This window comes from Moraxella ovis, from assembly GCF_900453105.1.
GTDB classification, from domain to species: domain Bacteria; phylum Pseudomonadota; class Gammaproteobacteria; order Pseudomonadales; family Moraxellaceae; genus Moraxella; species Moraxella ovis.
In genome coordinates, this window is record NZ_UGPW01000001.1 from 1,372,524 (window position 1) to 1,398,003 (window position 25,480).

Genomic DNA, 25,480 nt, shown 5'->3' on the forward strand with positions numbered 1-25,480 from the left:
GGTTGTGGTCTTTAAGGGTTATGCTTGGGCAAAGCGAAGGCCAAACAAAATCAATAGGTTAAGCCACAAATGTTAGGTTTCACATTCGTTCAACTCAATCTACTGTTCTTATTGATTTATTGGATATATACAAAATCCTTTATGCAAACCCTACCATCCGTTACAATCTCGGTAAAATATTTTGATGCCGATGTTAAACTCATTAAAGGAAAAATTGCTAGTAGATTATACTCTCCTTTTTCAAATGCAGAGATAGCAATACAATTATCCAAAGAGTCTAGGCAGTAGTAGAGATTATTTGGGTTGTTTATTTTCTCTCCAAAAATTTCACAAGGTTCCCCTTGTAGATTATGTATTATACTCTTTTTCATCATGATTTTATATTGATCATAAGGAAATAGAGTTTCGTTTTTTTGAAAAAAATCTCCCTTATGATATTTTTCATTTATATTGATGTCAATCATTTTACCACCTTTTCTATATACTTAAGCTCTTCTAATTGCTTGATTGTAAAACCTGTTGCTTCTTTTGTTTCATACTGAATACCCATACCTTCTTTTCCAAACCAAGGCATAACCTTACTTTGTATTACAGGCAAGGGTTTAAGTACAATGTACTCATCTCTAATTAGTAGATTGGTATCTGGCGATAAAGCTCTGGCATCAACAGGAACATCTACTGGGGCCAAATATGAGGAGCGATCGCCTGTGCCGCCATACCTATCTAGTCTCGACCCTACTGGAATTGTGGTATTAAATGACGAGTGTGGTACAATACCATTGTTAGGAGGCCAAATAATACTGCCGTCTGGACTTTTCCAGCCAGTACTTTCAGCTTTTTTCATTAAATCCGAAATGTGAGTAAAACTATCATTATCGGCATTTACATTATTCTCAATTCTTACACTATTCTCTTGAGTGGAGGCAGGCTTATTAGTATGCCTAATATTCCTCCCCTGCAAAACCTTTTTAGCTGCAAGTGCTGACACCTCAGCTACTGGCATTGTCATCCATATTTTTTGAGAGTTTTCTATCTCTTGAGATGTTTTTAAGTATCCGTAGTCATAATAATTACCTTGCAACTGCAACAGCCTTTCATAATCAGCCACCCCTCGAACACTGTCTATAGGTCCAATATCTGAGCTTTGTGCAGATTTGATAATATTGGGAATTAAATTAATAAAGTCATCCAGTATGAGTTTTGTAGTTTTAATAGGGTTGGTGTTTGCTGTGTTATAAGCATTGCCAACACCTTTATTATACTCATAAGCTGCCAATGCAGGATCTTTATTAACCCATATTAATTCTATATACTCCCTGACAGTCTGATCATGAGCTGCAGCCCGCATTAACTCATCTAGATTTTTAAAAGAATCCTCACGAACCTTATCCCTTAAATCGTCTTTAAACAACTTCATGCCGCTATTGGTTTCGTTGGGAACACGCCAATAGTCTTGAACAACTTCATCGTAGTATAAAAAATCAAAAGCTCTATCTTGATCCCCATGCAACACATTTAATTTATTACCATCTTTTTCAAATGCCTCCGCCCATTCTAAATCATGGTAAGCTGTAACAACAATTGCCAGCTCTTTTTTAGCCTCCTCAATACTCAAACCATATTTATCAGCAAATCTTTTTACTCTATCCTCATTTAAGATAAAACGAATCTCATCAGGATGCAACTGCCGATTAAACGCATCCACATTCACTGCTGTGGCAGTGCTTGAAGTATCTACACCTGCTGATTGGGTAGCGGTTGCAACGGCAAGACTTGTGATTAGACTTGTGGCATTTTGTGCAGTATCTTCTGAAATGCCAGCTTTTACCAGTTGTTCAGTTATTTGTTCTGACAGTTTGTTGATTGTTGGTGCAGCTGCTGCAACAGAGCCTGTGGTGACAGCACCTTCAATAGTACCTGTCCCCAAAGCACCCACAACCGTATGCAACGCCACACGATAAACACCACCCTCTGCCCATTTTTTGGCTTCTTGGGTGTTGCCTTGGGCAAGTAGTTTAAGTTCTTTGTCTTGGGCATAATCCCCAATTTGTTTTGGAGCCTCTTCACCAAACTCTGTGGTAATGACTGTCTGAGCCCCAAGCTCTTTAAGTGCTTGCTCTTTATTAAACTCATTGGTGATGATTTCATTAAGCTGGTTTTGAACTTCTGCTTGTTTGAAGTTTTCTGTGTTGATGTGGGAGAGGCCTGCTTGGTCGGTGATGGCAGAATGGGTGGTGGAAGTTTTGTGGGTTGGGGTTATTTTACCATAGCCTAAGCCTTGTAGGGTAGGTTTGGCTTTGCCATTTGGATTGCTGGTGTCTGCACCAATACCAATGCCGACACTGATGGCATCGCCTCCATAACTTAGCTGATTTTGTATGCCTTGGGTTTGGATGCCTTGGGCAAATTGGGTTTGGTTTTTACCTGCATCGGTGATGAGATGGCCACCTGTGAAGCTGCCTTGTCCTTGTACGATTAGAGTGGACTCTTTGGCTGTGATGCCTGATTGGTGGGTGACTTGGGCGTAGGTGGCATCTACATCGGTTTTACCGCCATTGATACTAAAGCTTTGGGGTTTGCCATTAAAGCCAACATCGGCACTAAATCCTGCTTGTTTTTGATCATGAGTGTATTGGTAGGTATCTTGACGGCTTTTGACGATCAGATCACCGCCTACTGTGCCTGTTAGATATGTGGTATCAAGATTGGCTCCATCTAGGATAAGACTGCCACCAATGTCATTGACGGTTGTACCGCCAACAGTGACTTGGGTATTGGTGTGGGTTGTGGTTGTTTCACTGCTACTGCCTTTTGCTTTGTTGGCATTGATGGTAAAGCCAGCAGAGTTTGAGGTCAGCCCATCGGTGCTAAGATTGGCAGAGGCATAGACACCTGCACCCCAACCTTTGCTGCTGTTTTGACTGTCTTGGGTGTTGGTCTGGGTTGAGGCTTGATAAGTAACATCGCCTTCGACCAGATTGTATAAATTTTTTCCAACACTGATGTTTGAACCTGTGACGGTGAGTGTGCTGTTTTCACCTTTGCCTTTGACATCAAAGATGAGATTACCCTCAGCATAAACATTGGCAGCGTCATTCATTTCTTGACGGCTGTGGCTATCACTTTTGGTGCTTTGACTGCCGATGGTAGCTTGGGCTCTGATGTTACCGAGCTTACCGTCTTGTAGATTTTGAGTGAGGGTGCGTGCTTTAGACACAGCAGCCAAGCTGCCCATCAGTTTGGCACGGCGAGAGTTGGTGTCATTGATAGATTCTTTTAGAGTTTCTAGGCTTTGAACCTCGCCAACAAGACTGCTTGAAACACTGGCGGTAATGCCTGTGGTTTTTTGTAAGAAGTGTGATTCATTGCTGGATTGGATATTTTGGCTTGTGATGTCTACAGCTTGGGCTTTAAATAAAATATTACCTGTATTGGCATCAATCGCATCTTTTTGAGCGATGATGTCGCTATTGATGATATTGATGTCATCACCAGCTTCAAGGCGGATGTTACCCCCTGTGGTACCCACCAATGAGCCTGTGTAGGTGGTGTGCTCATAGGCATCGTTCTGACGAGTTTGCTGTTTGCCTAGTGTAACAGAAGTTGGCGAAGTGGCAAATAAGCCTTTTTTTGTGACCTCGTGGCTACTATGACCGCTCACATTATCTTTGGCAGAACCAATAAGCAGTTGGTTGTCGGCTTTGATAAGAATGTCCTTATCTGCCAAGACTTCGGTTGAGATTAGACTGGTGTTTACGCCTTGAATGACAACTTGATTGCCACCAACTTGACTTACTAGACTCTTGTCACTGTACTGTCCAAAGCCAGACTGCTCAGTTTTACTGCCTGTTAAGCGGCGGTTAGTGTGTAAACTTGCACTCTCTGCACGCTCGGTTTGTCTACCTTCGCTAATGCTAACATCCCCTGTTGCCACAACAGCAGTTGTACCACCCGACTGCATACTTGAGCCTTGGATGTTAATGTCTGCATACTCACCTGTGGTTCTGATGATGGTGTTGCCATGACTTGTGATGTTTGAACCCACATCAGTTGTTTGGCTGTAGTTAAAGTAATTATTCTCATCTGCCACAGCACTGATGTGATTGCTTACGGTAACAGTGCCAATGTCGATGCCATTTTCGGCGGTCATGTGGGTACTGCCGCCTGTGTTGTCTGATGTGGCACCTTGATAGATGATCTGATTGCCACGCAGACTTAGGGTGATTAATGGATTACCCTGTTCATCTGTTTGGTCTTTTAATCCATCTCCCACACGGATGGTGGCGATGCGTGTGATGGCGGTATTGGATGAAGTGCTTTGCCCTTGTTTGTTGTGATGAGTGGTTGTTTGGCTTTGGTTGATGATTTGATTGCCAGCATCTAGACTCATGGCACTGTTTGCATACATGGTGCCATGATTGGCAATGGTATTATCTGCTGTGACAGCGACAAAGTTACCATAAATACCGCCGTCATTGGTGACATTGTTTGCTTTGATGCTCATGGTGCCTTTGGCAATGACATTACCATTGTTATCCAAATTGCCAGTCAGCTGCATATCAATGCTTCTGGCAGAGACGGTACTGTATCTACCATCAGGACTAAGCGTGCCTGTCGCGATGTTGGCAGATCTTAGATACAGCTTGGGTACTAAGGCGTCTTGGGTTTTGGTGATGCTATTACCATCTTTGTCTTTGGTGACGACCGTAATTGGTTGTTTGACCAGCCAAACGATGTCAGTGGTTAAGTTTGCCATCTGATCAGGCGTGAGTGCGGTGCCAAGCGTGTAGCCGAACTGCTTGGCTGCCGTGATGCCATTATCCATTAAAGCTTTAAAAGCTTCTTCATTACTGTGATAATCGGTGTTGATGTGTCTGCCTGTCAGTAGATAGTACTGATCTTTAATACGCTCTTGTTCACCATAACCATCAGATAGGCGTTTATGGATGTGATTTGGGTCTGATTGTAGTGCTTTTAGCATGTAGTCAGATGACAACCACTGTTTGTAATCGGTGAACACAGGGTCAGTTTGAACCAGTGGCAGATTGGGGTCGTCAGCGTTGATGATGTAAAGGGCTGAACTTGGGATGGTCAGCTGTGAGAAGTCTGCACTTATCACAGAGGCTGGTTTAGTATTGACGCTTTGAGACAATACCTTGGTCAACTCTGGTAAGATTGCTTCATCAACAGCTTGTCCTTGTGCTTTGGCAGCAAGCAGCTTTGATAGCTGTTGCTTAGCATCAAGGGATAAGGCAGATTGATTGGCTTTTAGAGCAGCAAGCACCGTCTCCACATCACCACTGGTCAAGGCTGATTGGTCAAATGTTATGGCCGATGGGGTTTTGTTGATGGCAGCGTTTAAGATGGGGAGCCCATATGTTGCTAGTGGCGCAAAGGATTGCGTAAAGCTACCACCACCATTAGGTACACGTTTATGACGACGACCACCAGCTGATGAGCGTACAGTATATCTTGTAAAGCGACCATTTTCGGTGACTTTGGTTTTTTCACCATACAAGCCATTGTCAGGTGTTTGAATGACAGTATCGCCAATCACTGAAAAGCCTGCGCCTGCATTCATTTGGCTTTTATCATTAATCAGAGTGTCGCCATGTATAACAAGATTTTGTCCTGCCACCATGCGAGCAGGGTCAGAAGATAAGGTTTTATCTTCATAGACGACAAAGTCAGTAGTAATGACATCCACCTCTTCGGTAACAAAGTGGAAATTGCCACTGGCATCTTTGACATACAAAGCGCCATCTGGTGCGCCTTTTTTGCTGGTTGGTCCAAGTTTTGCTTCATCGGTGGTGTAGATGTTTAGGGCTAAATCAACATCGCTTTTATTTGTGGCAAATTGGCGATTATATTCCCTGATAGCCAGTTCTAACGCTTCAATGGAGGCAGCATTATCCTCTTGCCATTTTAATAAAGGACCCATGACCTTGGTATAATTGGCCAATGCTTCATTATACTGTGTGCAAGCTTGGTTGCTTGCTTCTGCCAACGCACAACTTTCAGCGGTTTCATTCTTTGGTAGCTTAGGCTCATCCAATAAATCTTTGGCTTTGATGTCTGGAATGGGCTGTTTGGGTGCATCAATCTTAAAGTATGACCAGATGGGGGAGTTGTGATCATAATTGACAATACACTCACTGCCTTTAGGGCAGTCAAATAAACCTGCCATGGGCTTTTTACCCAAATCAGCAACATCAGTGCTTTTTTGAGCGGTGGGGATGGCGGCAGCTTGTTCGTGAGCGCGGTAAAGCGTTTGTCCATAAACAGATTCTGCGTCTACCTTAACCGTATGCTTTTTAAAATCAGCATTGGTGTTTAGCAGGGTTTTGGTGTCAACCTGCATCTGTCCTGCCGATTCAATCGTCGCACCTTTATTGACAACTGTCTGTGCTTTGCCTGTGGCATGATGGTCGTCATCTAGGCTGCCACCAATGTGTAGTCCGCCTAGGCTTGTGATTAAAGCTTGATTGTCGAAATCTTCGTTGAATTTGCCTACTCTGTCAGGGTTGGGGTTGTTGTTTAAGTGATTAACACCAATGTCCAGACGCTCTCTTGCGGCAATCACAGGGCTTGTATGATGATCATTTTCTTGATTGGTTTGTTGGTTGGTAGCTTTTGCTGGTGTATTATTCAGCGTATCAGCCTGTATCGCAAGCTGTGTGCCATAGATGCGACCAAAAGCTTGGTTGTTGATGGTGTTTGCGGCTTTAACAATGGTCGTATCGCCATTGATTAAGCCTTGGTTTGTGATGTTTGTTTGGCTAGTAATCTGTGTGTGATTGCCGCTATTGATAATACCTGCTTGCGTGTTATCAATGTAATTGGCATTCAGTGTTAATGTTTGATCCGCGGTTAATTGGCTTTGGTTAATCAGCTTGCCACTTGTTGTAAACGCTAAGCGATTGGCAACAAGCTTATCTTGATCGGTATGGGTATAGTCCACTTGTTGCGTAATGGCAATTGCATCAGCCGTGATGGTGCCACCGTTTTGTAACTCTTTGGCAGTGATATCTGCTTGTTTGACTGCGGTAATGGTGCCGTCTTGATTGATAATACTGTCTTTGGCGATGAGTGTCATATCACCGCCACTTGCTAAGCTGCCACTTGTGTTGATGATGACAGAACCACTGTCAATCACCATGCCATCTCTGGCAGTGATGCTGCCTTTGCTGTTGTCAAAGCGAGTTAATTGCCAATTAATATCCTCTAAGGCGATTTTACTGTTGGTGTTGGTAAGAGTCTTGGTGTTTAAGGTTTGTGCGTCAATGGATGCTTGATTGGTGTTGCTGGTCTGATTAGCGGTGATACTAATGTCGCCTGTGGCTGTGATGAGTGCTTGATTGCCGGTGTTGTGAATGCTGGTGGTAGCAGTGATATGACCGCGAGCAGTTGGGACGGGTTTGGTTTGAGTGTTTACACCAGAGCCACTTAAAGCAGGTGGTTGTGGGTTGGTTCCCAAATTACCTGTACCGCCTGATGTATTTGTATTATCTGCTGGCTCACTGCTGATACTGCCAGCACTTTGATCACTGCTTGGGGTAGAAGGTGTGGGGATACTGGTTTGTCCATACAGGCTTTGACCGATTACAGCTTTATCAGTGTTGATGAGTGTATCGGTGGTGATACCAAGCTTGCCTGTACCAGTTTGGATCAGCTGACCGGTGTTATTAAGCTTATCCGTATGAACTTGCAAAACACCGCCGTAGACACTACCAAGGTTTTTAATGCTATTTTGAGCATCAATCTTGGCAGTCTGTGTGCTGGTGATGGTACCGGCGTTATTAAGACTTGCGGTATTGATGGCGATATCAGCTTGTTCACTTAACAAGGTGCCGTTGTTTTGAGTGGTGCTACCATGTGTGTTGATGGTGACAGCGTCTTTGGCTAGGATTTTACCAGTATTGACAAGATTGCCTTGGCTATCCAAGGTGAGTGTACCTGTGCCAAACTGCCTTCCATTGCCGGTTGCTGTGATAACCCCTTGATTATTAACCCCAAAGCCTTTGTCTGTGCCGACAAGATGAATCTTACCAGCGTACATACCACCAAGCGCTGAAATGTCCAATGCCAAGATTGGCGTAGTGCCTTGTTGCTCCTTATTGGTGGTTTGACTGGCGGATGATGTGCTAGTTTGTTTATTGATGGCAGTTAATTGTGTGAAATCGCCATCTTGAATATTCACACTGTTTTCACCCAAGATAACATCCAGCTGTTTGCCTGCATAAATCTCATCATGGATTTGGGCGGTTTTGGCGATGAGAGTGGCATAATCGGTGCCTTGTAGGTTTAATTTGCCATGGGCGGCAATATGACCTGTGCCAACTTCATAACCTGTCACTTGCCCGTGATTAACTTGGCTGTTTGCTGCTGCCAGATGGACATTACCAGCATTGATAAAGCCAGCACCATTGATGACAAGCCCTGATGGATTGGCAATGATGACATCGGCTTTTTTACCTGCAATTTCAATAAAACCACCTAAGTGACTTGGGTGGTTTGAATTGACTTGGTTTAAGATGGTATTAGCTTCCCCACGAGCCATAAAGGGGTTAGCTTGTACATATCCTGCGATTTGGGTATTGACTGCTTTACGGTTGTTATTTAATACAGCACCTGTGCTACCGACATCAAACTGGCTGTAATGGTTATTGGATAAGCCGTTGGCATTAGGCGTGGCGATATTGACAGAAGTGATGCCACTGGCGGTAGGCAGGATGATGGGCTGCAAGGCTTTATCGGCAGATGGGTCAGCGGTGATGGTGGTGGGTGTGTTGGCGTGCACGGTTAGACCTAAACCAAACAGAAGTGATAGTGCAAGGGTCTTTAAACCAAAGCCAACACCAAAACCAAGCGATGTTGACGAAACTGGCGTACTACCACCCACGCTAGGGTTGTCAGATTTGCCTTCTGATCTTGTCTTTTCAGAAACCACCACAAATCTGCCTAGGCTTTTACTGAAAATGATGCGATAACAAAAGCGGTTCATAACACCCCTAACTTACACTACCAAATTATCATCTTAATTTGCCAAAACACCTGCCAGTTTGCCTATTTTAGTAACAAAGCAGTAATATTGTGTGGATATTAGCACAGGTATTCTTAAAAATAAAGTCTTATCTATTTAAGAATTTAATTTTTGTTTTTTAACTTTATTTAAAAGTTACTCTGCATACTCGAATCACTTCTTGTTTTATGATACTAATCAGCATCTATGGTTATTATGCAACTCTATTTATAATCACAATATTTAAAAAATGATTTAATTTTTTTAAGATAAATCAAATGATGATAAAATCTAAATAAAGCATCTTGCAATCATCAAATCCATCAGTTACAATCAGGTAACTTTAATTGCTGATTAGATGGTCATTAGGCGATCTTGACCATTTGCCTGACCTTTGCTGTCACGACTTGAATCAATCATAATAAGCTCTCAATCTAGCATCCTCATTGATATATGTCTGCACCCTAAAGCACAAATCTCGATAACCTTGCCAGTAGTAATTAGCATCTTGTTTTTCATACATATACCGATCCCAAATATCATCCATCCATGAAATAAAGGTGGTGCGCGCCATCAGATTGAGTGGATGCTGCATGCCTTGTTTTAATTGTTCGCACCGATCTGTGTCAAATACATAACTCATGGCTCGATGTTTGTATTCACTACTTTTGCAAATAAATCTTAATGCCAGTACAAATAAAGCTTGCATTCTGGCACCCGTGGCACCGACAACATCGCTTAGATGGATATTGGTGATATAGACCTGAGCGTGCTTTTGATCAAATTGCTTGATGATCAGCACCTCGCCTGTGTGAGTGTCATTTCGGATGAATGAAACCTTTTGAACCTCATCAAATCCCGCCTCTGGCTCAAAACAAAACTCAACCACCGCCTCGACGGTATTTAAATTGCTAAAGTCTTTGTTTTTAGTAGGGTATGGACAGCCCTCATCAAACATCAACCAAGCGGCGTCACAGCCTAAATAACCTGCCAGCTGTTCAAGCTGGGTAAAGGTAGGTTCAAAATCCCCTTCAAACCAGCGAACCACTTCATCGGCACGCTCATAACCCAATTCATAAGCAATGCGTGCAGGGGTAAGCTGTCTGACTATCGGAACTTTACACAATTCCAATAAAGCGATATTTAATCGCTCTTTAATGGCGCTTAATCGCTTGGTTTTATGATGACGAGCGACAATCTCATCCATCTTCTGGATGATGTCTGCATAGCTGTCATTAGGGGTAGAGAATGAATTGACCAAGCGATAATTCATTTCAAGATTAAGCGAGCGTCCGTTAAACTCTGCTTGTTCTAAGAGTTTTTGTTTCAGGTCAGGTGGGATGCGTAGATTCACCTGAATATCACCAGCCATAAGAACAGCTCCTTTGGATTTAAATGAATTTATTATACTAAAAAGTGAGTGAAAATTAATATACTTTTGCTACATTGTATACCGTTATTTTATATTTATGGTACAATATGGTATATATAAATAAAATAAAAAATATATATTGGTACAAAATTATTTGACAATAACCAATCGATCATTTATGATGAGACAATCGGTTGACATACCTACATAAGGAGCATCATATGACTGTTCGAAATAATCGCCAGATTGCTCAGAGCAACATAAAACTACCAATATACTTGAAAGATTGGGCGAAAGAGCAAGCTGACAATGACTTTCAATCATTATCAGGCTTTATTGCCAAGCTTATTAATGAAGAAAAGAGTCGTCATGAATCTGCAGTCACTACCTGCAACTTGCAAATAAGCAGATCAATACATTCTACATCTGCATAGGACTAGGCACGCTTTTTGCGTGTCTTTTTAATGACTAATAGAAAGAATGAGTAACGGGAGATAGCTTATGCACTGGCCATAAATTTTTGTGGATAATAAAGCAAAAACGCCACCAACGGCAATTGGTAGCGCTTTTATAATGAAATTGTCTTAATCGGGACAGTCTCATTATCCCAAACGGAGTTTGACTTGTCAAGCCCTGTAGAGGGCTTTGTTATCCTTAAATTAAGTTTTTTGTAAAATTTTCTTTTTATTTTTAAATTTATTTACAGGGAAACAAAAATGATTGACTTATTAAGCTTAGCTGATGTTGAAAGTGTCCGCATTGAAAATCATGATGAAGCAGTAACTATCTATGCCAAAACAACTTATCATTTAGTCAACTGCCTCAATTGTGGTGGCGGTTTATACAAGCATGGTAGCCGAGAATATTGTTATACAGACACGCCACTGTACATGAAACCCACCACATTACAGATTAGTGCACGTCGCTATCGTTGTAAAGTATGCAAGTAAGTGTTCAGTGACAGCATTGTTTGTGTTGATGAAAACCGTAGGTGTGCCCACAGGCTAGTGCAGCACATCCAAAACCACTGCTTTAGGCTTGCTTTTAGCGAACTATTGAGGCAGATCGGCCTATCGGTCAATACTATTCGCAATATTGCACAAGACTATTTAAGTTACTTGGAACAAAGTTATCCAAGACCTACCCCAAGTATTTTGGGTATTGATGAAGTGATGATTGCTGGTGAGTATCGCTATGTGCTTACAGACCTTGAGCATCATAGATTGTTCAATATCCTATCAACCAGAAAACAATCCTATCTTGAAAGTTATTTTGAGCAGCTACCCAATAAAGAGAGTATTCATACGGTTTGTAGTGATATGTGGCAGCCTTTTAAAATGTTTGTGCCAAATGCTTACCCTCTGCCAACTTGGTTTTGGATAGATTTCATGTTGTTAAACTCGCCAACGAAGCCCTGGAGAGCATTAGAAAGTCCCATCAAAATAAATTGGACACCAAAGGACGCAAGCAATTAAAAAAGCATCTACGCTGGCTGTTGGTTAAGCGATTAGCACAGCTGTCTTCTGACGACCTAAAAATCTTAGAAGTACTTGCCAAAGAATATCCAAAGCTTGTGATTGCCTATTATTTAAAAGAGAAGTTCTTTGATATTTATGAAGCTAAAGATAAAAATGCGGCAATGTTGGCATTTTTTGAATGGACTGACAGTATTGATGAGCAGGTAACAGGGGTGCATCTGCCTGAGTTTTATCATCTTAAACAAATCGTCAAACGACATTTTACCCAGACCTTCAGCTATTGGGACAGCACCACTAAAGTGAGCAATGGCTACACGGAATGTGCCAATGGTTTAATTAAGCTTGCCAACCGATTGGGCAGAGGTTATGGTTTTGAAATGATCAGAGCTAGAGCCTTGTATGGGCAGATAGGCTTAGATAAAGCCAACAAAAAACCTCAGAAGAGTAACTAGGTAAAAATCTTAAGTGAAAGCATCCAGAAAGATGATTGGTATTCAAAACAAGCCAGTGAATCAGTAAGTCACTGGCTTGTTTTACATCAAGCAATCAAATTATTTATCAAAAATTCAATCCAAAATTATTCTTGTACGCACAATCAAGTTCTTATGTTTTTTCACATTCAACCAAGTTTTGCAAAAGTCAGAGATTTTCAGACATTCAACTTCCACCAGATTTTGCAAGAATCAGAACTTATGCTAGGATAGGTGGCATTGGAGTTCCAACTCGGTTTTGAACATAGCCAAAATTCATTGAAAAACTTCATAAAAGCCAATGGCACATTAATTTTATTGAAGCCCAAAATTACCTAAAACAATTATTTTTATAACTCTTGATTTGATATGATACACATCCAATAAACTTTTTTAATTTTACGAATTAAGGTGCATTCATAAACCTCATTAAAACTCGTGCTGCGGTCGCGTAGGCGCCCAACGAACCTCTAAAAATCGAAGAACTTGACCTCATGCCACCCCCAAAAAGGCGAAGTCTTAGTGCGCATCGTGGCCACAGGTGTCTGCCATACTGATGCTCACACCTTGAGCAGTCAGGATTCTGAAGACATATTCCCTTGCGTGCTTGGGCATGAAGGCGCAGGCATCGTCGAAGCGATTGGTGAAGGCGTGACTGAATTTGCTGTTGGTGATCACGTCATCCCTCTATACACTGCCGAATGCCGAGAATGCAAATTCTGCAAATCCAACAAAACCAACCTATGCTCATCAGTGCGCGCCACACAGGGCAAAGGACTCATGCCAGATGGTACGGTCAGATTCTTTAAGGATGGTCAGCCTATTTATCATTATATGGGCACATCCACCTTCTCAGAATACACAGTCGTCTCTCAATACTCGCTTGCCAAGATCCAAAAAGAAGCACCTCTAGAAGAAGTCTGCCTATTGGGCTGTGGCGTAACGACAGGCATCGGTGCTGTTACCAAGACCGCCAAAGTCAAGCAAGGCGACACCGTAGCAGTGTTTGGTCTTGGTGGTATCGGCCTAGCAGCGATCATCGGCGCGAGAATGGCAGGTGCAAGTCGCATTATTGGCATTGATATTAATGCGGATAAATTTGATAAAGCTTTGGAATTGGGCGCAACTGACTGCATCAACCCCAATGACTTTGACAAGCCGATCCAAGAAGTCATCATTGACATGACAGACGGTGGTGTGGACTTCTCATTCGAATGCATCGGCAATGTCAATGTCATGCGCTCAGCGCTAGAATGCTGCCATAAAGGCTGGGGCGAGAGCATCATTATCGGTGTCGCGCCTGCAGGTGCTGAGATCAGCACGCGACCATTCCAGCTGGTGACAGGACGTGTATGGCGTGGTTCGGCGTTCGGCGGCGTGAAGGGTCGCACTGAGCTGCCTGCGATGATCGACCAATACATGAAAGGCGAGTTTAAACTGACGGACTTCATCACGCACACCATGCCACTTGATGAGATTAATACCGCATTTGATCTGATGCATGAAGGCAAGTCAATCCGTTCAGTGATACATTTCTAATTCATTCAAATACCCCGCCCTTAGACACTCTAAGGGCTACCACAATATTGATAGGATAATCATGGATAAACTCACCCAAATCAACCACTACAAGATGTTCGATGGGCATCATAAGCGTTATCAGCATTTCTCTGATACCAACCAATGCACGATGACCTTTGCCATCTATCTGCCACCTATAGCCCTTCACGGCAAAAAAGTGCCGGTGCTATATTGGCTGTCTGGTCTTACCTGCACCGATGAGAATTTCGCCACGAAGGCGCACGCCCAGCAGTTCGCCAGTCAGCATGGCATTGCACTGGTAATGCCTGATACATCGCCTAGGGGTGATGGCGCGGCTGATGATGATGCGTATGATTTGGGGCAAGGCGCAGGGTTTTATGTCAATGCCACTCAAGAACCATGGGCTAAGCACTACCAAATGTATGACTATGTGGTGCATGAGCTACCAAAGATCATCGAAAGTCATTTTCCTGTGACTGACGAGCGCGCCATCTTCGGGCACAGCATGGGTGGGCATGGCGCACTGCAGATTGCTCTGAAGAACTCACAAAGATACAAGAGCGTCTCTGCCTTCGCACCCATCGTCAACCCAGGCGACATCCCTTGGGGTAAAAAAGCCTTTAGTGCTTACCTAGGCAATGATGCGGCAGCATGGTCAGAATATGATAGCTTGCAGTTACTGGATAAATGCACCCGCAAAGACCTACCCATCCTGATAGATCAGGGCCTGGCGGATAGCTTCTACCCTGAGCAGCTACAACCTGAGAAATTCATCCAAAAAGCTAACGAGCTTGGCTTTAATGCGACGCTTCATCTGCGCAGCGGATATGATCATAGCTACTATTTTATCGCAAGCTTCATTCGTGAACATATTGAATTTCATGCCAAAATCCTAAAGGGATAACCCTTGCATAATATAAAGACCACCGATTTGGTGGTCTTTATATTATTGCTCCATGGTATGAATAGAAATAATCATTGTAAACTTTGGCAGTCTTGCAGAACTTCTTTGATCTCATCTAATTTTAGATATCTGGCGCCTCGATACATCTCTTTTCCCAATAAGAACACCAACACAGCAGGCGCGGTCAACACATGGAAACGCCCTGCAATACTTGGCACATCCGCGATGTTCGTCTGCATGAACTGCACATCATCAAAATCCGCCTCCATACCCCTCACCCGCTCCAAGAACACCTTGCACACACCACAGTTCGGCGCTTGCACGTACAGCAGAACGATGCCATGCTCTGTGATGGTCTGCTCTATCTGACCCAAATCCTCTACAATTCTCATCACTTATTCCATTCGATTAATTCTGTATAAAATAAAAAACCACCCATAAAGGCGGTTCGTTATCTGATTTAGATTTTACAAGCACCGCCTGCGCAGTCATCCTCAGCACTGTCTGCATCAAAACCGCCTTCAACGGTTGCATCAGCGAAGTCGCCAAGCATGGCATCGAAGTCTAGATTATCGATGTCCAGACTGTCAAAGGATGTGTTATTTGTATCTGTTGTATTAAGATTGGGATTGCTCATGGCTTGCTCCGCGTTAGTGCTGGTTAATGTCATCTTTATGCTGTCTGTCTTGATATTTTCAAGTCCACAAATCAAATATCCAAAGGCTGCCACTGTTTGCCCTTTAAAGGCGGCAAGTAGGCAAGTCCTTTTTGTTGGTATGCCCACAACTGGCTTGGGATTTTGTAGATGTGGTTGCACTCAGGATCGATGGCAGTGTTGATCTTATCGTATTCGTCAGTTTTCATCAATGTGGCGAAATTGGGATTAATCATCACTGCCTTACCAACCGCAATGAATTCAGCCCACCCTGTCGCATAAGCACGATTCACATCATCAGCGGACAGCAGACAGCCCACCCCAATCAGTGGCAGACGTCCAGCGATGCACTCGTGAATGAGAGACATTCTAGTAAGGTTCGCGTCTGCACCGCGGCGAGCTTTCTTATAAAAGCCCCACAGCGAGACATACAGATATTGCAATGGTTGCTGAACCAGATAATCAATCAAATCAAAACAGTCCGCCATCGTCAGTCCCTGCTCGCCCGCTTCCTCGGGGGATAAACGATAACCGACAATAAAGTCAGGCTTGACGTGCTTGGTTCTCACCTCATCTACCATCTGTATGACAGCATCCACGAAGCGAAGGCGGTTCTCGAGGCTGCCACCCCATTCATCATCACGCTGATTCGACTAGGGTGAGAAGAACTGCTGGATAAGATAATTATTCGCGCCGTGAATCTCTACACCATCAAAGCCCGCTCGTATCGCAAGGTCAGTCGCCACGCCAAAGCCGTTAATAAGAGCGCGTATCTCATCCACCGTCATCGCACGAGCGATCTGCTTGCCGTTATCCATGGCAGACGGCGCAATCACTTCGCCAAATTCAGCTCAAGACTGATGGCCACCGTGATGAATCTGCAAGATTGCCTTCGCACCACCCTTCTTAATGATGTCTGCAATCTGAGTCAGGCTCGGCAAATACTGCTCATCATAGGCGCACGGCTGACCAACGAACGCCTTGCCACTTGGGTGAACTAAGGTCGCTGCTGTGATGAATAACCCAAAATCATCCGAGCGACCCACCAAAAAATCACGCTCTTCATCAGATAATGTACCATCAGGATTCGATGCATAATGCGTCATCGGAGCGACAACGAGACGGTTGGGTACTTTGACGCCGTTATTTAAGACAAACGGGGTTAATATATTATTTGTATTATTCATAAGATTCTCTATTATCGGATTTAATTGTGGCTAATTGTAGCAGTGACATTATATCAAATCGCACCCACATGCACCGTCATCGCTGTGTAATATCATCTTACCATCATCGTTCAAGCGGTAATATATTGGCTTAATAGACTGCATTTATCATCGCATTTGGATTATCCATCCGCGCTCTTTAACGCCTTAACACCCAATTGAAACCAACGCACAAGCTCATCACGATCATCAATCACTTCACTTGGCACGCTCATGTAATGCATGACCCGCTGCTTGCCCTGAGCAACATAAGTATATGAATGACCACCCGCCTGCGCAAACTCATGACGCGTCTGTCCATCCACTTTCACAAAGATCTCATCATCGTCAGTAATGATCGCAATAATCTTATCGCCATAGAACAGACAATGCTCGCCGAAAATCTTTTTGTAAGTTAATTTATAATAATCACTCAGCTCATCTTGAATAAACCTGACAAAATCATTAGACATATCCCCCTTAATTTTACACATTACGGCATATCGCCAAGCGCAGTCGTTGAAAAATTAAAAACACCACCCAGTGATGGGTAGTGTTTTGATTATAGCATTACTTAGGTAGTTTTGGTGGCTTGTCAGGCTTGGGTAGTGGCGTGGTATTTTGATCTTCTCTCACCTCTATTGTCTCAATCTCCTCATCATCGCTATGATGTTCAGCGATCGCCTCGCGAATGCCTTTATTCTCATCACCTGACTTATCTTTTTCCTGCTCTTTGTCTTTGTCCTTAGGTTTACGACCTAGGCGACGCACGACATAGTTATCAGGCAGCACACGCGTGGTGGGTTCTTTTTCATCTGACACCTCTTCATAGATCACACGCCCTTCACTATCAATCTGGGCATATTTCACCGACTCACTTCTAGGAAAGAAAAAGTCCCAAGGATTGACCAAGAAGTGCTTCCATATCAAGCTATTTAGCTTCTTCCACTCGAAGAATTCCACTTCTTTTGAGCGCAGTGCCACGAACAACGCCAAGGAGAAGCTCACCATCAGGTTCACCATACCGATAAGCAGCACGCCACCGAAGGACAGTAGCGCAAGCCCCCACGTCAAATCCTGTGGCGATAGGTAGAACAGCCCATGCACGAAGTTCGCTGACGCAAAAGCAATGTGGCGAATATCCAGCGGCAACCCAAGCATGTAGCCGATCGTCGCTGTACTACCTAGGAAGCAACCAAAGATAAAGTTACCCATGATCGCGCCCAGATTCGCCTCAATAAAACCACCGAGCTTATCTTGCCATTTGCTAGGCATGATGTGTGACAACAAGCGATGTCTGCGAATGCGTTCACCGATTTTATTATAGGCGGCCAGATTATCATAATAACCTGCGATCAGCCCCGATAAGAACAAGAACACGCCTGCGATCGCCGCATGCGGCAGTGACAATGAACGAATCGGATCAAGCTCATGCAGCAGATGCGCCGCCTTCGAGCCATCGATCATCGGCGCACCCGTGAAATATAGCCAAGCATAGGCAATCATCAGCGCAATCGGCATCGCAATCGAAATATTACCCATAATAGCCACGAACTGCGTACGCAAGATATCAACAATCAATTCAGAAAGCTTGGTGAGCTGCTGGTTTTTTTTGTTGCCAGCACCATGCGAGATGGTCGAGGCAATGGCGGCAGCCGTCATCGCAGGCTGCTTAGTGGCAACCGTACCGCCTGCAATGTGGATCGTCACAAAGCCCAAGCCATAGATCATGCTGTTAATGAATGCCTTGCCAATCGGTGCCAGCACCAATGACGAGCCTAGGATTTTCATCGTCGCCATGAAAGCAATAAAAAAGCCACCGATCGCCGCTTTTTTGAACATCTTGTGATAGCCTATGCGATCAGTACTGATGTAATGCTCGCCGACACGACTGGCATTCTCGGTAACCTTGCGCGACAGCAGCTTGGTATTATTCTCAATCAGATAACCAAAGCTATAACGTGTCTTGGCGGTGCGCACAATCTGAGCAGTTAGCTCCACGATGGCTTTGTCGCGTTTTTTGTCGATGTCTGATACCAGCTCAATCAATACCTGCATGCGATGCAAGCTCTGCTCTAGTCGCACAAGCATGTTCGTCAGGCGAATAGAAATGCCCGTCTTATAGATACGCTTACGTACGCTGGTGGCAATCTCCTCGCACTGCTCCAACATAACAAGCAGCGGTGCAGGACTGATGTCCTCATCAGGCATGATGTCCGTCATTAGGTCAAGCTCATGCGCTTTACGGTATTGATTCACGAATAAAACTGCTTCTTGGTTCTGAGCGACGAAGGCGGCAGAGTGGTTAAGCATCTGCGGATAAGCAGACATCAAATCAGGATGCAGACCCATGCCACTGATGCGATAAGATAAGATAACGATGGCGTTTAGGATATTATTCTTAGCAGTCGCCACCAGTGCTAGATCCGATTCATCGACATGCACAAGCTCGACCAGCTTGTCCCACTTGTCTTCATCAATCATGCGCACCCAACGCAAGTCGCTGCGTTCATTAAATAGGTAACTTGCCAGCTCCACCACCGAATCCTCATCGGGCAATAGTGGCAAGAATCGATGTCCTATCAGACGATTAACACTATAAGAAAAACTATGATCTGAGGCGATGCCCGTATCGGTATATAGAGTGACTTGGTTGTATTTATTGGTTAGCCTTAGGATAAATGCAGCAAGCGATGCGCCATATTCGGGTTTTTGTTCGATGAATTCGATCAGCTCATCCATCTTATCATTGGCGATCTCTTCGTCGCCATCATTCACGCGCAAGAGATCCACCAGCTCCTTGAGCGCCTGTGGTTCAGGCAGCTCTTTTAGGGCGGTGATGCGCTGTAAGGCATGTTCCAATTCAGAATGGTCAACACTTTGCACCAATTCTCTCCAAATTCTTTTTATAATTAGTTTTTAAGTCGCAGTCATTTTAGCACAGTTTTTATTTCAGTTATGTCTTTATATGATTGCGACTTTTGTTATTAGCCGCCGCGCTTGGCTGCAAGCATGGCTTGAATGTTCGACAGGTAGTCTTGGGCGACCAGTTTTGGGTCTTTTTTGACGCCTGATCTGCCTGGGTAATCCATGTGGTCGGTTGGCAGCTCTTCTAAGAATCGTGACGGGGTCGTCTGCTTAAAATCACGTCCTGCGCGGCGTTTTTGGGCAAGTGTTAAAGTCAGCTCCAATCTGGCACGCGTGATGCCCACATACATGAGACGACGCTCTTCTTCGGTGTTCTCTTCGATGAGCGAATTACGGTGTGGCAGAATCTCTTCTTCGACGCCGATGATATACACATAATCGAACTCAAGCCCCTTAGCGGCGTGGAGCGTCATTAGGTTCACCTTATTGGTGTTATCTTCTTCTTGTTGCTGCTCAAGCATGTCAAGCAGCATCATCTTACGAATCACCGCTTCGATGGTCTTATCCTCATCCTCTTCAGCGCGGTCGATGAGTGTCGCGATGCTCTGGTAGAGGGATTCGATGTTGTCAAGGCGGTTTTTTTCTTGTTGTGGGGTTTTGCTGTCTTCTTTGATGTAATCAATATAACCCGTCTCGATGATCATCTGACGTACCAATGGCATGGGATCAGCATTATCATACAGCTCACGCGTGTAACGCTCAATAAAATCAGCAAATGCATACAAAGTATTACTCGCCTTAGCACCAACAGCCGCCTTGAGACCCGCATGAGAACACGCAGACAGCAGCGAGATGCCATATTCTTGGGCGAGCAGACCCAGCTTCTCAAGCGTCGCCGAGCCCATACCGCGCTTCGGCGTATTAATAATCCTTAAAAACGCCGCGTCATCATCAGGATTTAGGATGATGCGCAGATAGCTCATCACATCCTTAATCTCAGTACGCGCAAAGAATGACGTACCGCCCGAGAGCTTATAAGGCACATTCAGCTGACGCAGCTCGGTCTCTAGCACACGTGCTTGGAAATTCGAGCGATACAGCACCGCATACTGATCCCATGTGTTGCCGTTACGCAGGCGGTGTGCGACGATTTCTTTGGCGACGCGTTCCGCCTCATCAAAATCCGACGGGCAAGTAATCACTCGAATGCGCTCACCCTCACCCTTGTCCGACCACAGCGCCTTATCAAAAATATGCTCATTATTGGCGATGACCGTATTCGCCGCGCTTAGAATGCGGTTGGTGGAGCGATAGTTTTGTTCGAGTTTGACGACATGCAGATTGGGGAAGTCTTGCTTAAGCAGCGCCATGTTCTCAGGCTTAGCACCGCGCCATGTGTAGATGGATTGGTCATCATCACCGACCACCGTAAATCTCGCTGATGATCCGACCAGCAGCTTAACCAGCTCATACTGTGCGGTGTTGGTATCTTGATATTCGTCCACGAGTAGATAGCGAATGCGGCGCTGCCATTTGTCACGCACCATCTCATTATCTTTTAGAATCTTGGCAGGCAGCACAATCAAGTCATCAAAATCCACTGCGTTGTACGCGCGCAGATTACGCTCATACAGCCCATACAGATGGGCGAACATCAGATCTTCTGGGTCGGACAGCGTTTGCGCAGCATCTTCAGGAGATACCAAGTCATTCTTCCAATCAGAGATGAATTTCATCGCCTTACCAGCCAGCTCGCGACTCTCGGCGCCGCTCATGTTGTCTCGCATCATCAGCTCCATCAGCAGCCGCTTAGAATCGTCCGAATCCATGATGCTAAAGTTCGCCTTCAGCGGTGTGTGCATGAGCTCATAACGCAAAAACTGCAAGCCAAACTGGTGAAAAGTAGACACTGTCAATCCGCGAGTTTTTTCACTAGGCAAGAGCTTAGAGACACGCGCTTTCATCTCGCGAGCCGCCTTGTTGGTGAAAGTCATCGCCGTGATACGCTCGGCAGGCGTGTTGCAGTTTTGGATAAGATGAGCGATTTTTTGGGTAATCACAGACGTTTTGCCCGACCCTGCCCCTGCCAGAACGAGCAAAGGGCCTGAAACATGGGCTAGGGCTTCTTGTTGGCGGGGGTTTAGTTGGCTCATAATCTAAATTCTTCGGGCAAATGGTTGGCTATTATAATGGATTTTGGCAAATTGGGCAAAAGTTTGTGGTAAAATACACTCATCATTTTAGGAAAAATACTCATGAAAAAACGCCCCACCCTTTTTACCAAATCCCTTTTAACCGCCGTACTGGTTTTGGTAAATATCTCCCATGCCAACACTCCATCAAATAACCTACCAAAAACCCCAAGCCAATTGGAAGCACAAATGCAAGCAGCAGAGAGAGCGAGGCAACGGGCAGAAGAAACAGCAAGACAACGAGCACTGCAACTTGCCAAAAGCCAACTTAGACTCAACCCCATACAAGACCCCATCACACACAAGTACGGCTATACAGACGCACAGGGTAATGTTATCATCAAGCTCATTTATGATGAGATTGAAAAATTTGCTGGCACTGACATGATTGCTGTCAAATCAGGCTTATATGGCGTGATTGATAGAGACGGCAAAGTCATCATTGATATGGTTTATGATGACATAATAAGACAAGATTCGCATTATATCGTCAAAAAACAAGGACTTTATGGCGTGCTTGATAAAAACGGCAAAGTCGTTATTGACCTGACAAATGATGAATTACATGATGTAAAGGTTATTAAAGCATATAAAAGCAAATCTGCTTATTTTGCCAAAAAACAAGGTAAATATGGCATATATGATGACAAAGGCGAAGTTATCTTGCCTTTTGAATATGATAAACACGGCAAAATAGAGCAAGGCATTTTACCTGTCTCCAAAAATGGCAAATGGGGCATGATAAAATTTGCTACCGACCAATATCATGGCGTTGATTTTGACAAGCCATATCATGTCATGGTTGATTTTGGTTTAGATTATGATTTTATTTATTGATTTACCGATGAGCTGTCTTTGGCGGTCAAAGATGACAAATACGGCTTTATTGATAAAACGGGCAAATTGGTGGTTGGGCTAGATTATGATTTAGCTTTGCCATTTTATGCACCCATTTTAAAAATCAAAGCCATAACAAACCCCAGCATCAATAACGAACCCATTACCTTTGTTGCCAAAAAGTCCGGCGATAAAATACATCTTGGTGCAATTGATAAAACAGGCAAAACTGTCATCCCTCTCATCTATGATAACATACAATCAGACCTCTTTACCCATCTGATTATCATCTCAAAGGACGGTAAATTTGGTGTTGTTGGGCGTACAGGCTCATCTGTATTGCCTATGGTGTATGACAACGTTAAAATCTCGCCAATGTGCTTTATGCCTTTTGACTTATTTCCAAAAAATAACAATCAACCACGCCAATGCACAATATATACCCTTAAAGACGGGATAGAAGGCGAAGTTAGTATTGACTATTAAGCCAATCCAATAAAAACGCCAATCATCAGGTTGGCGTTTTTTGTTTTTAGTGATGCTTACGATAAAAGTCCCATTCTTCAACGGTTGGCCCATTGGGTAATTGACACACACTGTATTGGCTGCCGTCTTTGGCGGTCTTAATGACCGACTTACCGCCACGCTCCACGCAGAACACACTGGCAGGATTGGAAGCATCAGCTTTAGGTTCTTTTTTTAGTGGATTATAGTCCTTAATGGTCTGACAACCTGCCAATACCAGACACGTTGCCATCATCGACAGTGCTACTTTTTTCATCTTATGCTCCCAGGTAGGTTTAAAATTTAATTACACCACAAATCGAATGTAAATCGCCAAATATTTTGTACAAGAAACGTTATCAATGGTTGCTTGAACCACCATGGTATTATTCACTATCTTAGATAGAACAGACACCACACCGCCAGCACACCTAATAGAATACCTAGCCCGTTGATTTTTGAGATTTTTCTCTAAATATCACCAGACCAACCACCGCACCGAGGCAGATAACGCCAATATTCATGCCAGCAAATACCAATGTCGGGTCATCTTTATAGACTTGATGCGCCTTGATATAAAATAAAATATTAGCAAAATTGAGCGCGCCCAACAGCACGCCGCTAGCCAGGCTTGTTAGTTGCCATTCGGTTCTGTTCATCACAAGATAAACAAAGAGCAGCACAAACGCCAACACAAAGCTTGCAAACAGCGTATCAGGAAACGCATTGCCAAGCTTTGCCATCTGCTTGAACAGAACATCAATCACACCATAGCCCAGCCACACCCCGCCCAGAATGGCGGCGGCGCGCTTAAAGTCAGTCATATCGGATACTTTAACATCTGTATGATGGACTGGCTTGTAGGTCAAAGCGATGAGCGATGAGAATGCTAAAATAAGACCTACGCCCTTCGCCAGCGTCAAATCCTCCCCAAAGATCGTAAATGACGCCAATATCGGCAAAAATAACGCCAAACGCTGCGCCACGTCTGACTTGGCGATACCGACCATCTGCACCGCTTTTGCCATGATGATGAATACGCTAGGCAGCAGCACACCCAAGGCAACAAAAATAAATGCGCCATTTGCCATTATTTGGCTAACATCAAAGCTCGGCTTTAATAGATAAATACATAAAATAATGGCGGTGATGTAGTTAATTAAGATCGCCTGAACGACATCGATGCCACGGCTGCGCGCCATTTTTAGGAATATAGACACCAGTACGCTGGCACTGATGGCAAGAACCAGATAACTCATAACAGCCGGGCGCTCGCAAGCTCCGTCAGCTGATACAGCGCATGGCGGTATTTATTATCAGGGAGCTTGGCAAGTGCCTCTTGAGAGAGCTTCGTCTCTTCTAATGCGCGCGCCTTACAGTAGTCTAGCGCCCCAGATGATCTGACCAGATCAATTAGCTCGTCAGCATTATCTACCTTGCCTGTTTGGACAGCGATTCTTAGCTTGTCATAGTCAGGAGATTTGGTTGCTTTTAGAATTTCTAAGGTTTTGATAATCGGCAAGGTCGGCTTACCTTCGGCTAGGTCATCGCCCAGATTTTTGCCCATCGTTCGACTGTCGCCCATAAAGTCCAGCACATCATCAATCATCTGAAAGGCATTGCCAAAATGTTGCCCAAAACCAGACAAATTAGCAAGAAGCTCTTTATCATCATGCTTACCATGAAGGAGAGCCGCCCCCACGCACGCCATCATAAAAAGCCGTGAAGTCTTGCCGTCAATGATTTGTAGGTAGTCGCTTTCGGTCGTCTCAATGTTGTGTTGGTGTTGCAGTTGCAAGACTTCGCCTTCGGCAATGTCGCACGTCCCGTCCGAGAACAGTTTTAATAATGTCATGTCGCCAAACCCCGTCAAAAGGTTGAACGAGCGTGCGATGAGATAGTCGCCCACCAGTACAGCCGTGGCGTTGTTCCAAGTGGCGTTGGCGGTCGGTCGCCCCCGTCTCATGCCAGACTGATCAATCACGTCATCATGCACGAGCGTGGCGGTATGGAGCATCTCGGTAATCGCCCCAAGTTCTAGGCTTGGCTGATACTGCTCATCCTTTATCATGCGTGAGATGAGCAGGGTCATCAAGGGTCGCATACGCTTACCGCCTGCGTTGATGACGTGGTCAGACACTTTCATGATGAGCTGAACTTTGGAATTTAGCGAGCCAAAAACCTGCTTGTCCATGACGGCAAAATCATCAGCAACAACGGATAAAATCTCAGAATAAGTGGGCGTGGTCATGTTATTTTTCTCAAAAAATCAACAGTAAACAAAATCCATTTATCATACCACAGCCAACGCATTTACTCAAAGACAAATCAATCCTAGCAACGAAACCGATCAGTTTTATTATTTAGATATCATTAACTGATATTTATATTTTTTGAATTAATTCGATCATAATTAGATTTTTGATGCGAT

16 protein-coding genes and 3 pseudogenes are annotated in these 25,480 nt (G+C 44.2%); 7 read left to right on the forward strand and 12 right to left on the reverse strand.

Features of this window, described 5'->3' with window-relative positions; all coding sequences use genetic code 11:
* Positions 1 to 116: 116 nt before the first annotated feature.
* The 3 genes from DYD54_RS06580 to DYD54_RS06590 all read right to left on the reverse strand — a co-directional run bounded on the left by DYD54_RS06580 (position 117) and on the right by DYD54_RS06590 (position 10,394).
* Positions 117 to 464: a hypothetical protein gene (locus DYD54_RS06580; protein ID WP_063514246.1), complete on the reverse strand. Its 348-nt coding sequence runs from the start codon at positions 462 to 464 to the stop codon at positions 117 to 119.
* Complete coding sequence (locus DYD54_RS06585) at positions 461 to 9,004, reverse strand: two-partner secretion domain-containing protein (RefSeq protein WP_115265743.1); 8,544 nt, start codon at positions 9,002 to 9,004, stop codon at positions 461 to 463. The genes DYD54_RS06580 and DYD54_RS06585 overlap by 4 nt, the downstream gene beginning before the upstream one ends.
* Before the next feature lie 430 nt (positions 9,005 to 9,434).
* Complete coding sequence (locus DYD54_RS06590) at positions 9,435 to 10,394, reverse strand: Arc family DNA-binding protein (RefSeq protein ID WP_063514250.1); 960 nt, start codon at positions 10,392 to 10,394, stop codon at positions 9,435 to 9,437.
* Positions 10,395 to 10,615: 221 nt separating this feature from the next.
* Between DYD54_RS06590 and DYD54_RS06595 the strand changes: the two genes are divergently transcribed.
* The 5 genes and pseudogenes from DYD54_RS06595 (at position 10,616) to fghA (ending at position 14,788) form a co-directional block, all read left to right on the forward strand.
* Complete coding sequence (locus tag DYD54_RS06595; protein ID WP_063514251.1) at positions 10,616 to 10,828, forward strand: hypothetical protein; 213 nt, start codon at positions 10,616 to 10,618, stop codon at positions 10,826 to 10,828.
* Between the two features lie 282 nt (positions 10,829 to 11,110).
* Positions 11,111 to 11,344 (forward strand): transposase family protein, encoded by a 234-nt coding sequence (locus DYD54_RS06600; protein WP_063514252.1) that lies wholly within the window; start codon positions 11,111 to 11,113, stop codon positions 11,342 to 11,344.
* Between the two features lie 222 nt (positions 11,345 to 11,566).
* Positions 11,567 to 12,324 (forward strand): annotated as a pseudogene (locus DYD54_RS06610) (ISL3 family transposase).
* A 494-nt stretch (positions 12,325 to 12,818) separates the two neighbouring features.
* Positions 12,819 to 13,881, forward strand: a pseudogene (locus DYD54_RS06615) (S-(hydroxymethyl)glutathione dehydrogenase/class III alcohol dehydrogenase).
* A gap of 61 nt (positions 13,882 to 13,942) precedes the next feature.
* Positions 13,943 to 14,788, forward strand: coding sequence for an S-formylglutathione hydrolase (gene fghA, locus DYD54_RS06620; RefSeq protein WP_063514255.1), 846 nt, complete (start codon positions 13,943 to 13,945; stop codon positions 14,786 to 14,788).
* A 71-nt stretch (positions 14,789 to 14,859) separates the two neighbouring features.
* On the opposite strand, the gene DYD54_RS06625 is transcribed toward fghA, so the two are convergent.
* The 6 genes and pseudogenes from DYD54_RS06625 to DYD54_RS06650 all read right to left on the reverse strand — a co-directional run bounded on the left by DYD54_RS06625 (position 14,860) and on the right by DYD54_RS06650 (position 21,669).
* Complete coding sequence (locus DYD54_RS06625) at positions 14,860 to 15,180, reverse strand: thioredoxin family protein (protein ID WP_063514256.1); 321 nt, start codon at positions 15,178 to 15,180, stop codon at positions 14,860 to 14,862.
* 68 nt (positions 15,181 to 15,248) lie between these two features.
* Positions 15,249 to 15,518 (reverse strand): hypothetical protein, encoded by a 270-nt coding sequence (locus tag DYD54_RS06630; RefSeq protein WP_063514257.1) that lies wholly within the window; start codon positions 15,516 to 15,518, stop codon positions 15,249 to 15,251.
* Positions 15,497 to 16,630: pseudogene (locus tag DYD54_RS06635) on the reverse strand (NADH-dependent flavin oxidoreductase). The gene DYD54_RS06630 and the pseudogene DYD54_RS06635 overlap by 22 nt, the downstream one beginning before the upstream one ends.
* Positions 16,631 to 16,791: 161 nt before the next feature.
* Entirely contained in the window at positions 16,792 to 17,121 is a 330-nt protein-coding gene (locus tag DYD54_RS06640) for a TfoX/Sxy family protein (RefSeq protein WP_063514258.1), read from the reverse strand.
* Between the two features lie 97 nt (positions 17,122 to 17,218).
* Positions 17,219 to 19,537, reverse strand: coding sequence for a site-specific recombinase (locus DYD54_RS06645; protein ID WP_370446593.1), 2,319 nt, complete (start codon positions 19,535 to 19,537; stop codon positions 17,219 to 17,221).
* A 98-nt stretch (positions 19,538 to 19,635) separates the two neighbouring features.
* Complete coding sequence (locus tag DYD54_RS06650; protein WP_063514260.1) at positions 19,636 to 21,669, reverse strand: UvrD-helicase domain-containing protein; 2,034 nt, start codon at positions 21,667 to 21,669, stop codon at positions 19,636 to 19,638.
* A 102-nt stretch (positions 21,670 to 21,771) separates the two neighbouring features.
* Here DYD54_RS06650 and DYD54_RS06655 point away from each other — a divergent pair, with 102 nt between their 5' ends.
* Positions 21,772 to 22,545: a WG repeat-containing protein gene (locus DYD54_RS06655; protein WP_063514261.1), complete on the forward strand. Its 774-nt coding sequence runs from the start codon at positions 21,772 to 21,774 to the stop codon at positions 22,543 to 22,545.
* Between the two features lie 18 nt (positions 22,546 to 22,563).
* Positions 22,564 to 23,031: a WG repeat-containing protein gene (locus tag DYD54_RS06660; RefSeq protein WP_063514262.1), complete on the forward strand. Its 468-nt coding sequence runs from the start codon at positions 22,564 to 22,566 to the stop codon at positions 23,029 to 23,031.
* Between the two features lie 46 nt (positions 23,032 to 23,077).
* Here DYD54_RS06660 and DYD54_RS06665 read toward each other — a convergent pair whose 3' ends face one another.
* The 3 genes from DYD54_RS06665 to DYD54_RS06675 all read right to left on the reverse strand — a co-directional run bounded on the left by DYD54_RS06665 (position 23,078) and on the right by DYD54_RS06675 (position 25,300).
* A complete protein-coding gene (locus tag DYD54_RS06665; RefSeq protein WP_063514263.1) occupies positions 23,078 to 23,326 on the reverse strand; it encodes a putative hemolysin in 249 nt (82 codons plus the stop codon).
* A 166-nt stretch (positions 23,327 to 23,492) separates the two neighbouring features.
* On the reverse strand, positions 23,493 to 24,308 hold the full coding sequence (locus DYD54_RS06670) for an EamA/RhaT family transporter (RefSeq protein WP_218563647.1): 816 nt from the start codon (positions 24,306 to 24,308) through the stop codon (positions 23,493 to 23,495).
* On the reverse strand, positions 24,305 to 25,300 hold the full coding sequence (locus tag DYD54_RS06675) for a polyprenyl synthetase family protein (protein ID WP_063514264.1): 996 nt from the start codon (positions 25,298 to 25,300) through the stop codon (positions 24,305 to 24,307). The genes DYD54_RS06670 and DYD54_RS06675 overlap by 4 nt, the downstream gene beginning before the upstream one ends.
* Between the last annotated feature and the right edge of the window lie 180 nt (positions 25,301 to 25,480).

What these genes read in the sequence shown, in the direction of transcription:
- DYD54_RS06655 (WP_063514261.1), top strand. Translation starts at nt 21,772, where the DNA reads ATGAAAAAACGCCCCACCCTTTTTACCAAATCCCTTTTAACCGCCGTA.
- DYD54_RS06580 (WP_063514246.1), bottom strand. Translation starts at nt 464, where the DNA reads ATGATTGACATCAATATAAATGAAAAATATCATAAGGGAGATTTTTTT.
- DYD54_RS06650 (WP_063514260.1), bottom strand. Translation starts at nt 21,669, where the DNA reads ATGAGCCAACTAAACCCCCGCCAACAAGAAGCCCTAGCCCATGTTTCA.
- fghA (WP_063514255.1), top strand. Translation starts at nt 13,943, where the DNA reads ATGGATAAACTCACCCAAATCAACCACTACAAGATGTTCGATGGGCAT.
- DYD54_RS06625 (WP_063514256.1), bottom strand. Translation starts at nt 15,180, where the DNA reads ATGAGAATTGTAGAGGATTTGGGTCAGATAGAGCAGACCATCACAGAG.
- DYD54_RS06665 (WP_063514263.1), bottom strand. Translation starts at nt 23,326, where the DNA reads ATGAAAAAAGTAGCACTGTCGATGATGGCAACGTGTCTGGTATTGGCA.
- DYD54_RS06585 (WP_115265743.1), bottom strand. Translation starts at nt 9,004, where the DNA reads ATGAACCGCTTTTGTTATCGCATCATTTTCAGTAAAAGCCTAGGCAGA.
- DYD54_RS06600 (WP_063514252.1), top strand. Translation starts at nt 11,111, where the DNA reads ATGATTGACTTATTAAGCTTAGCTGATGTTGAAAGTGTCCGCATTGAA.
- DYD54_RS06595 (WP_063514251.1), top strand. Translation starts at nt 10,616, where the DNA reads ATGACTGTTCGAAATAATCGCCAGATTGCTCAGAGCAACATAAAACTA.
- DYD54_RS06675 (WP_063514264.1), bottom strand. Translation starts at nt 25,300, where the DNA reads ATGACCACGCCCACTTATTCTGAGATTTTATCCGTTGTTGCTGATGAT.
- DYD54_RS06670 (WP_218563647.1), bottom strand. Translation starts at nt 24,308, where the DNA reads ATGAGTTATCTGGTTCTTGCCATCAGTGCCAGCGTACTGGTGTCTATA.
- DYD54_RS06590 (WP_063514250.1), bottom strand. Translation starts at nt 10,394, where the DNA reads ATGGCTGGTGATATTCAGGTGAATCTACGCATCCCACCTGACCTGAAA.
- DYD54_RS06640 (WP_063514258.1), bottom strand. Translation starts at nt 17,121, where the DNA reads ATGTCTAATGATTTTGTCAGGTTTATTCAAGATGAGCTGAGTGATTAT.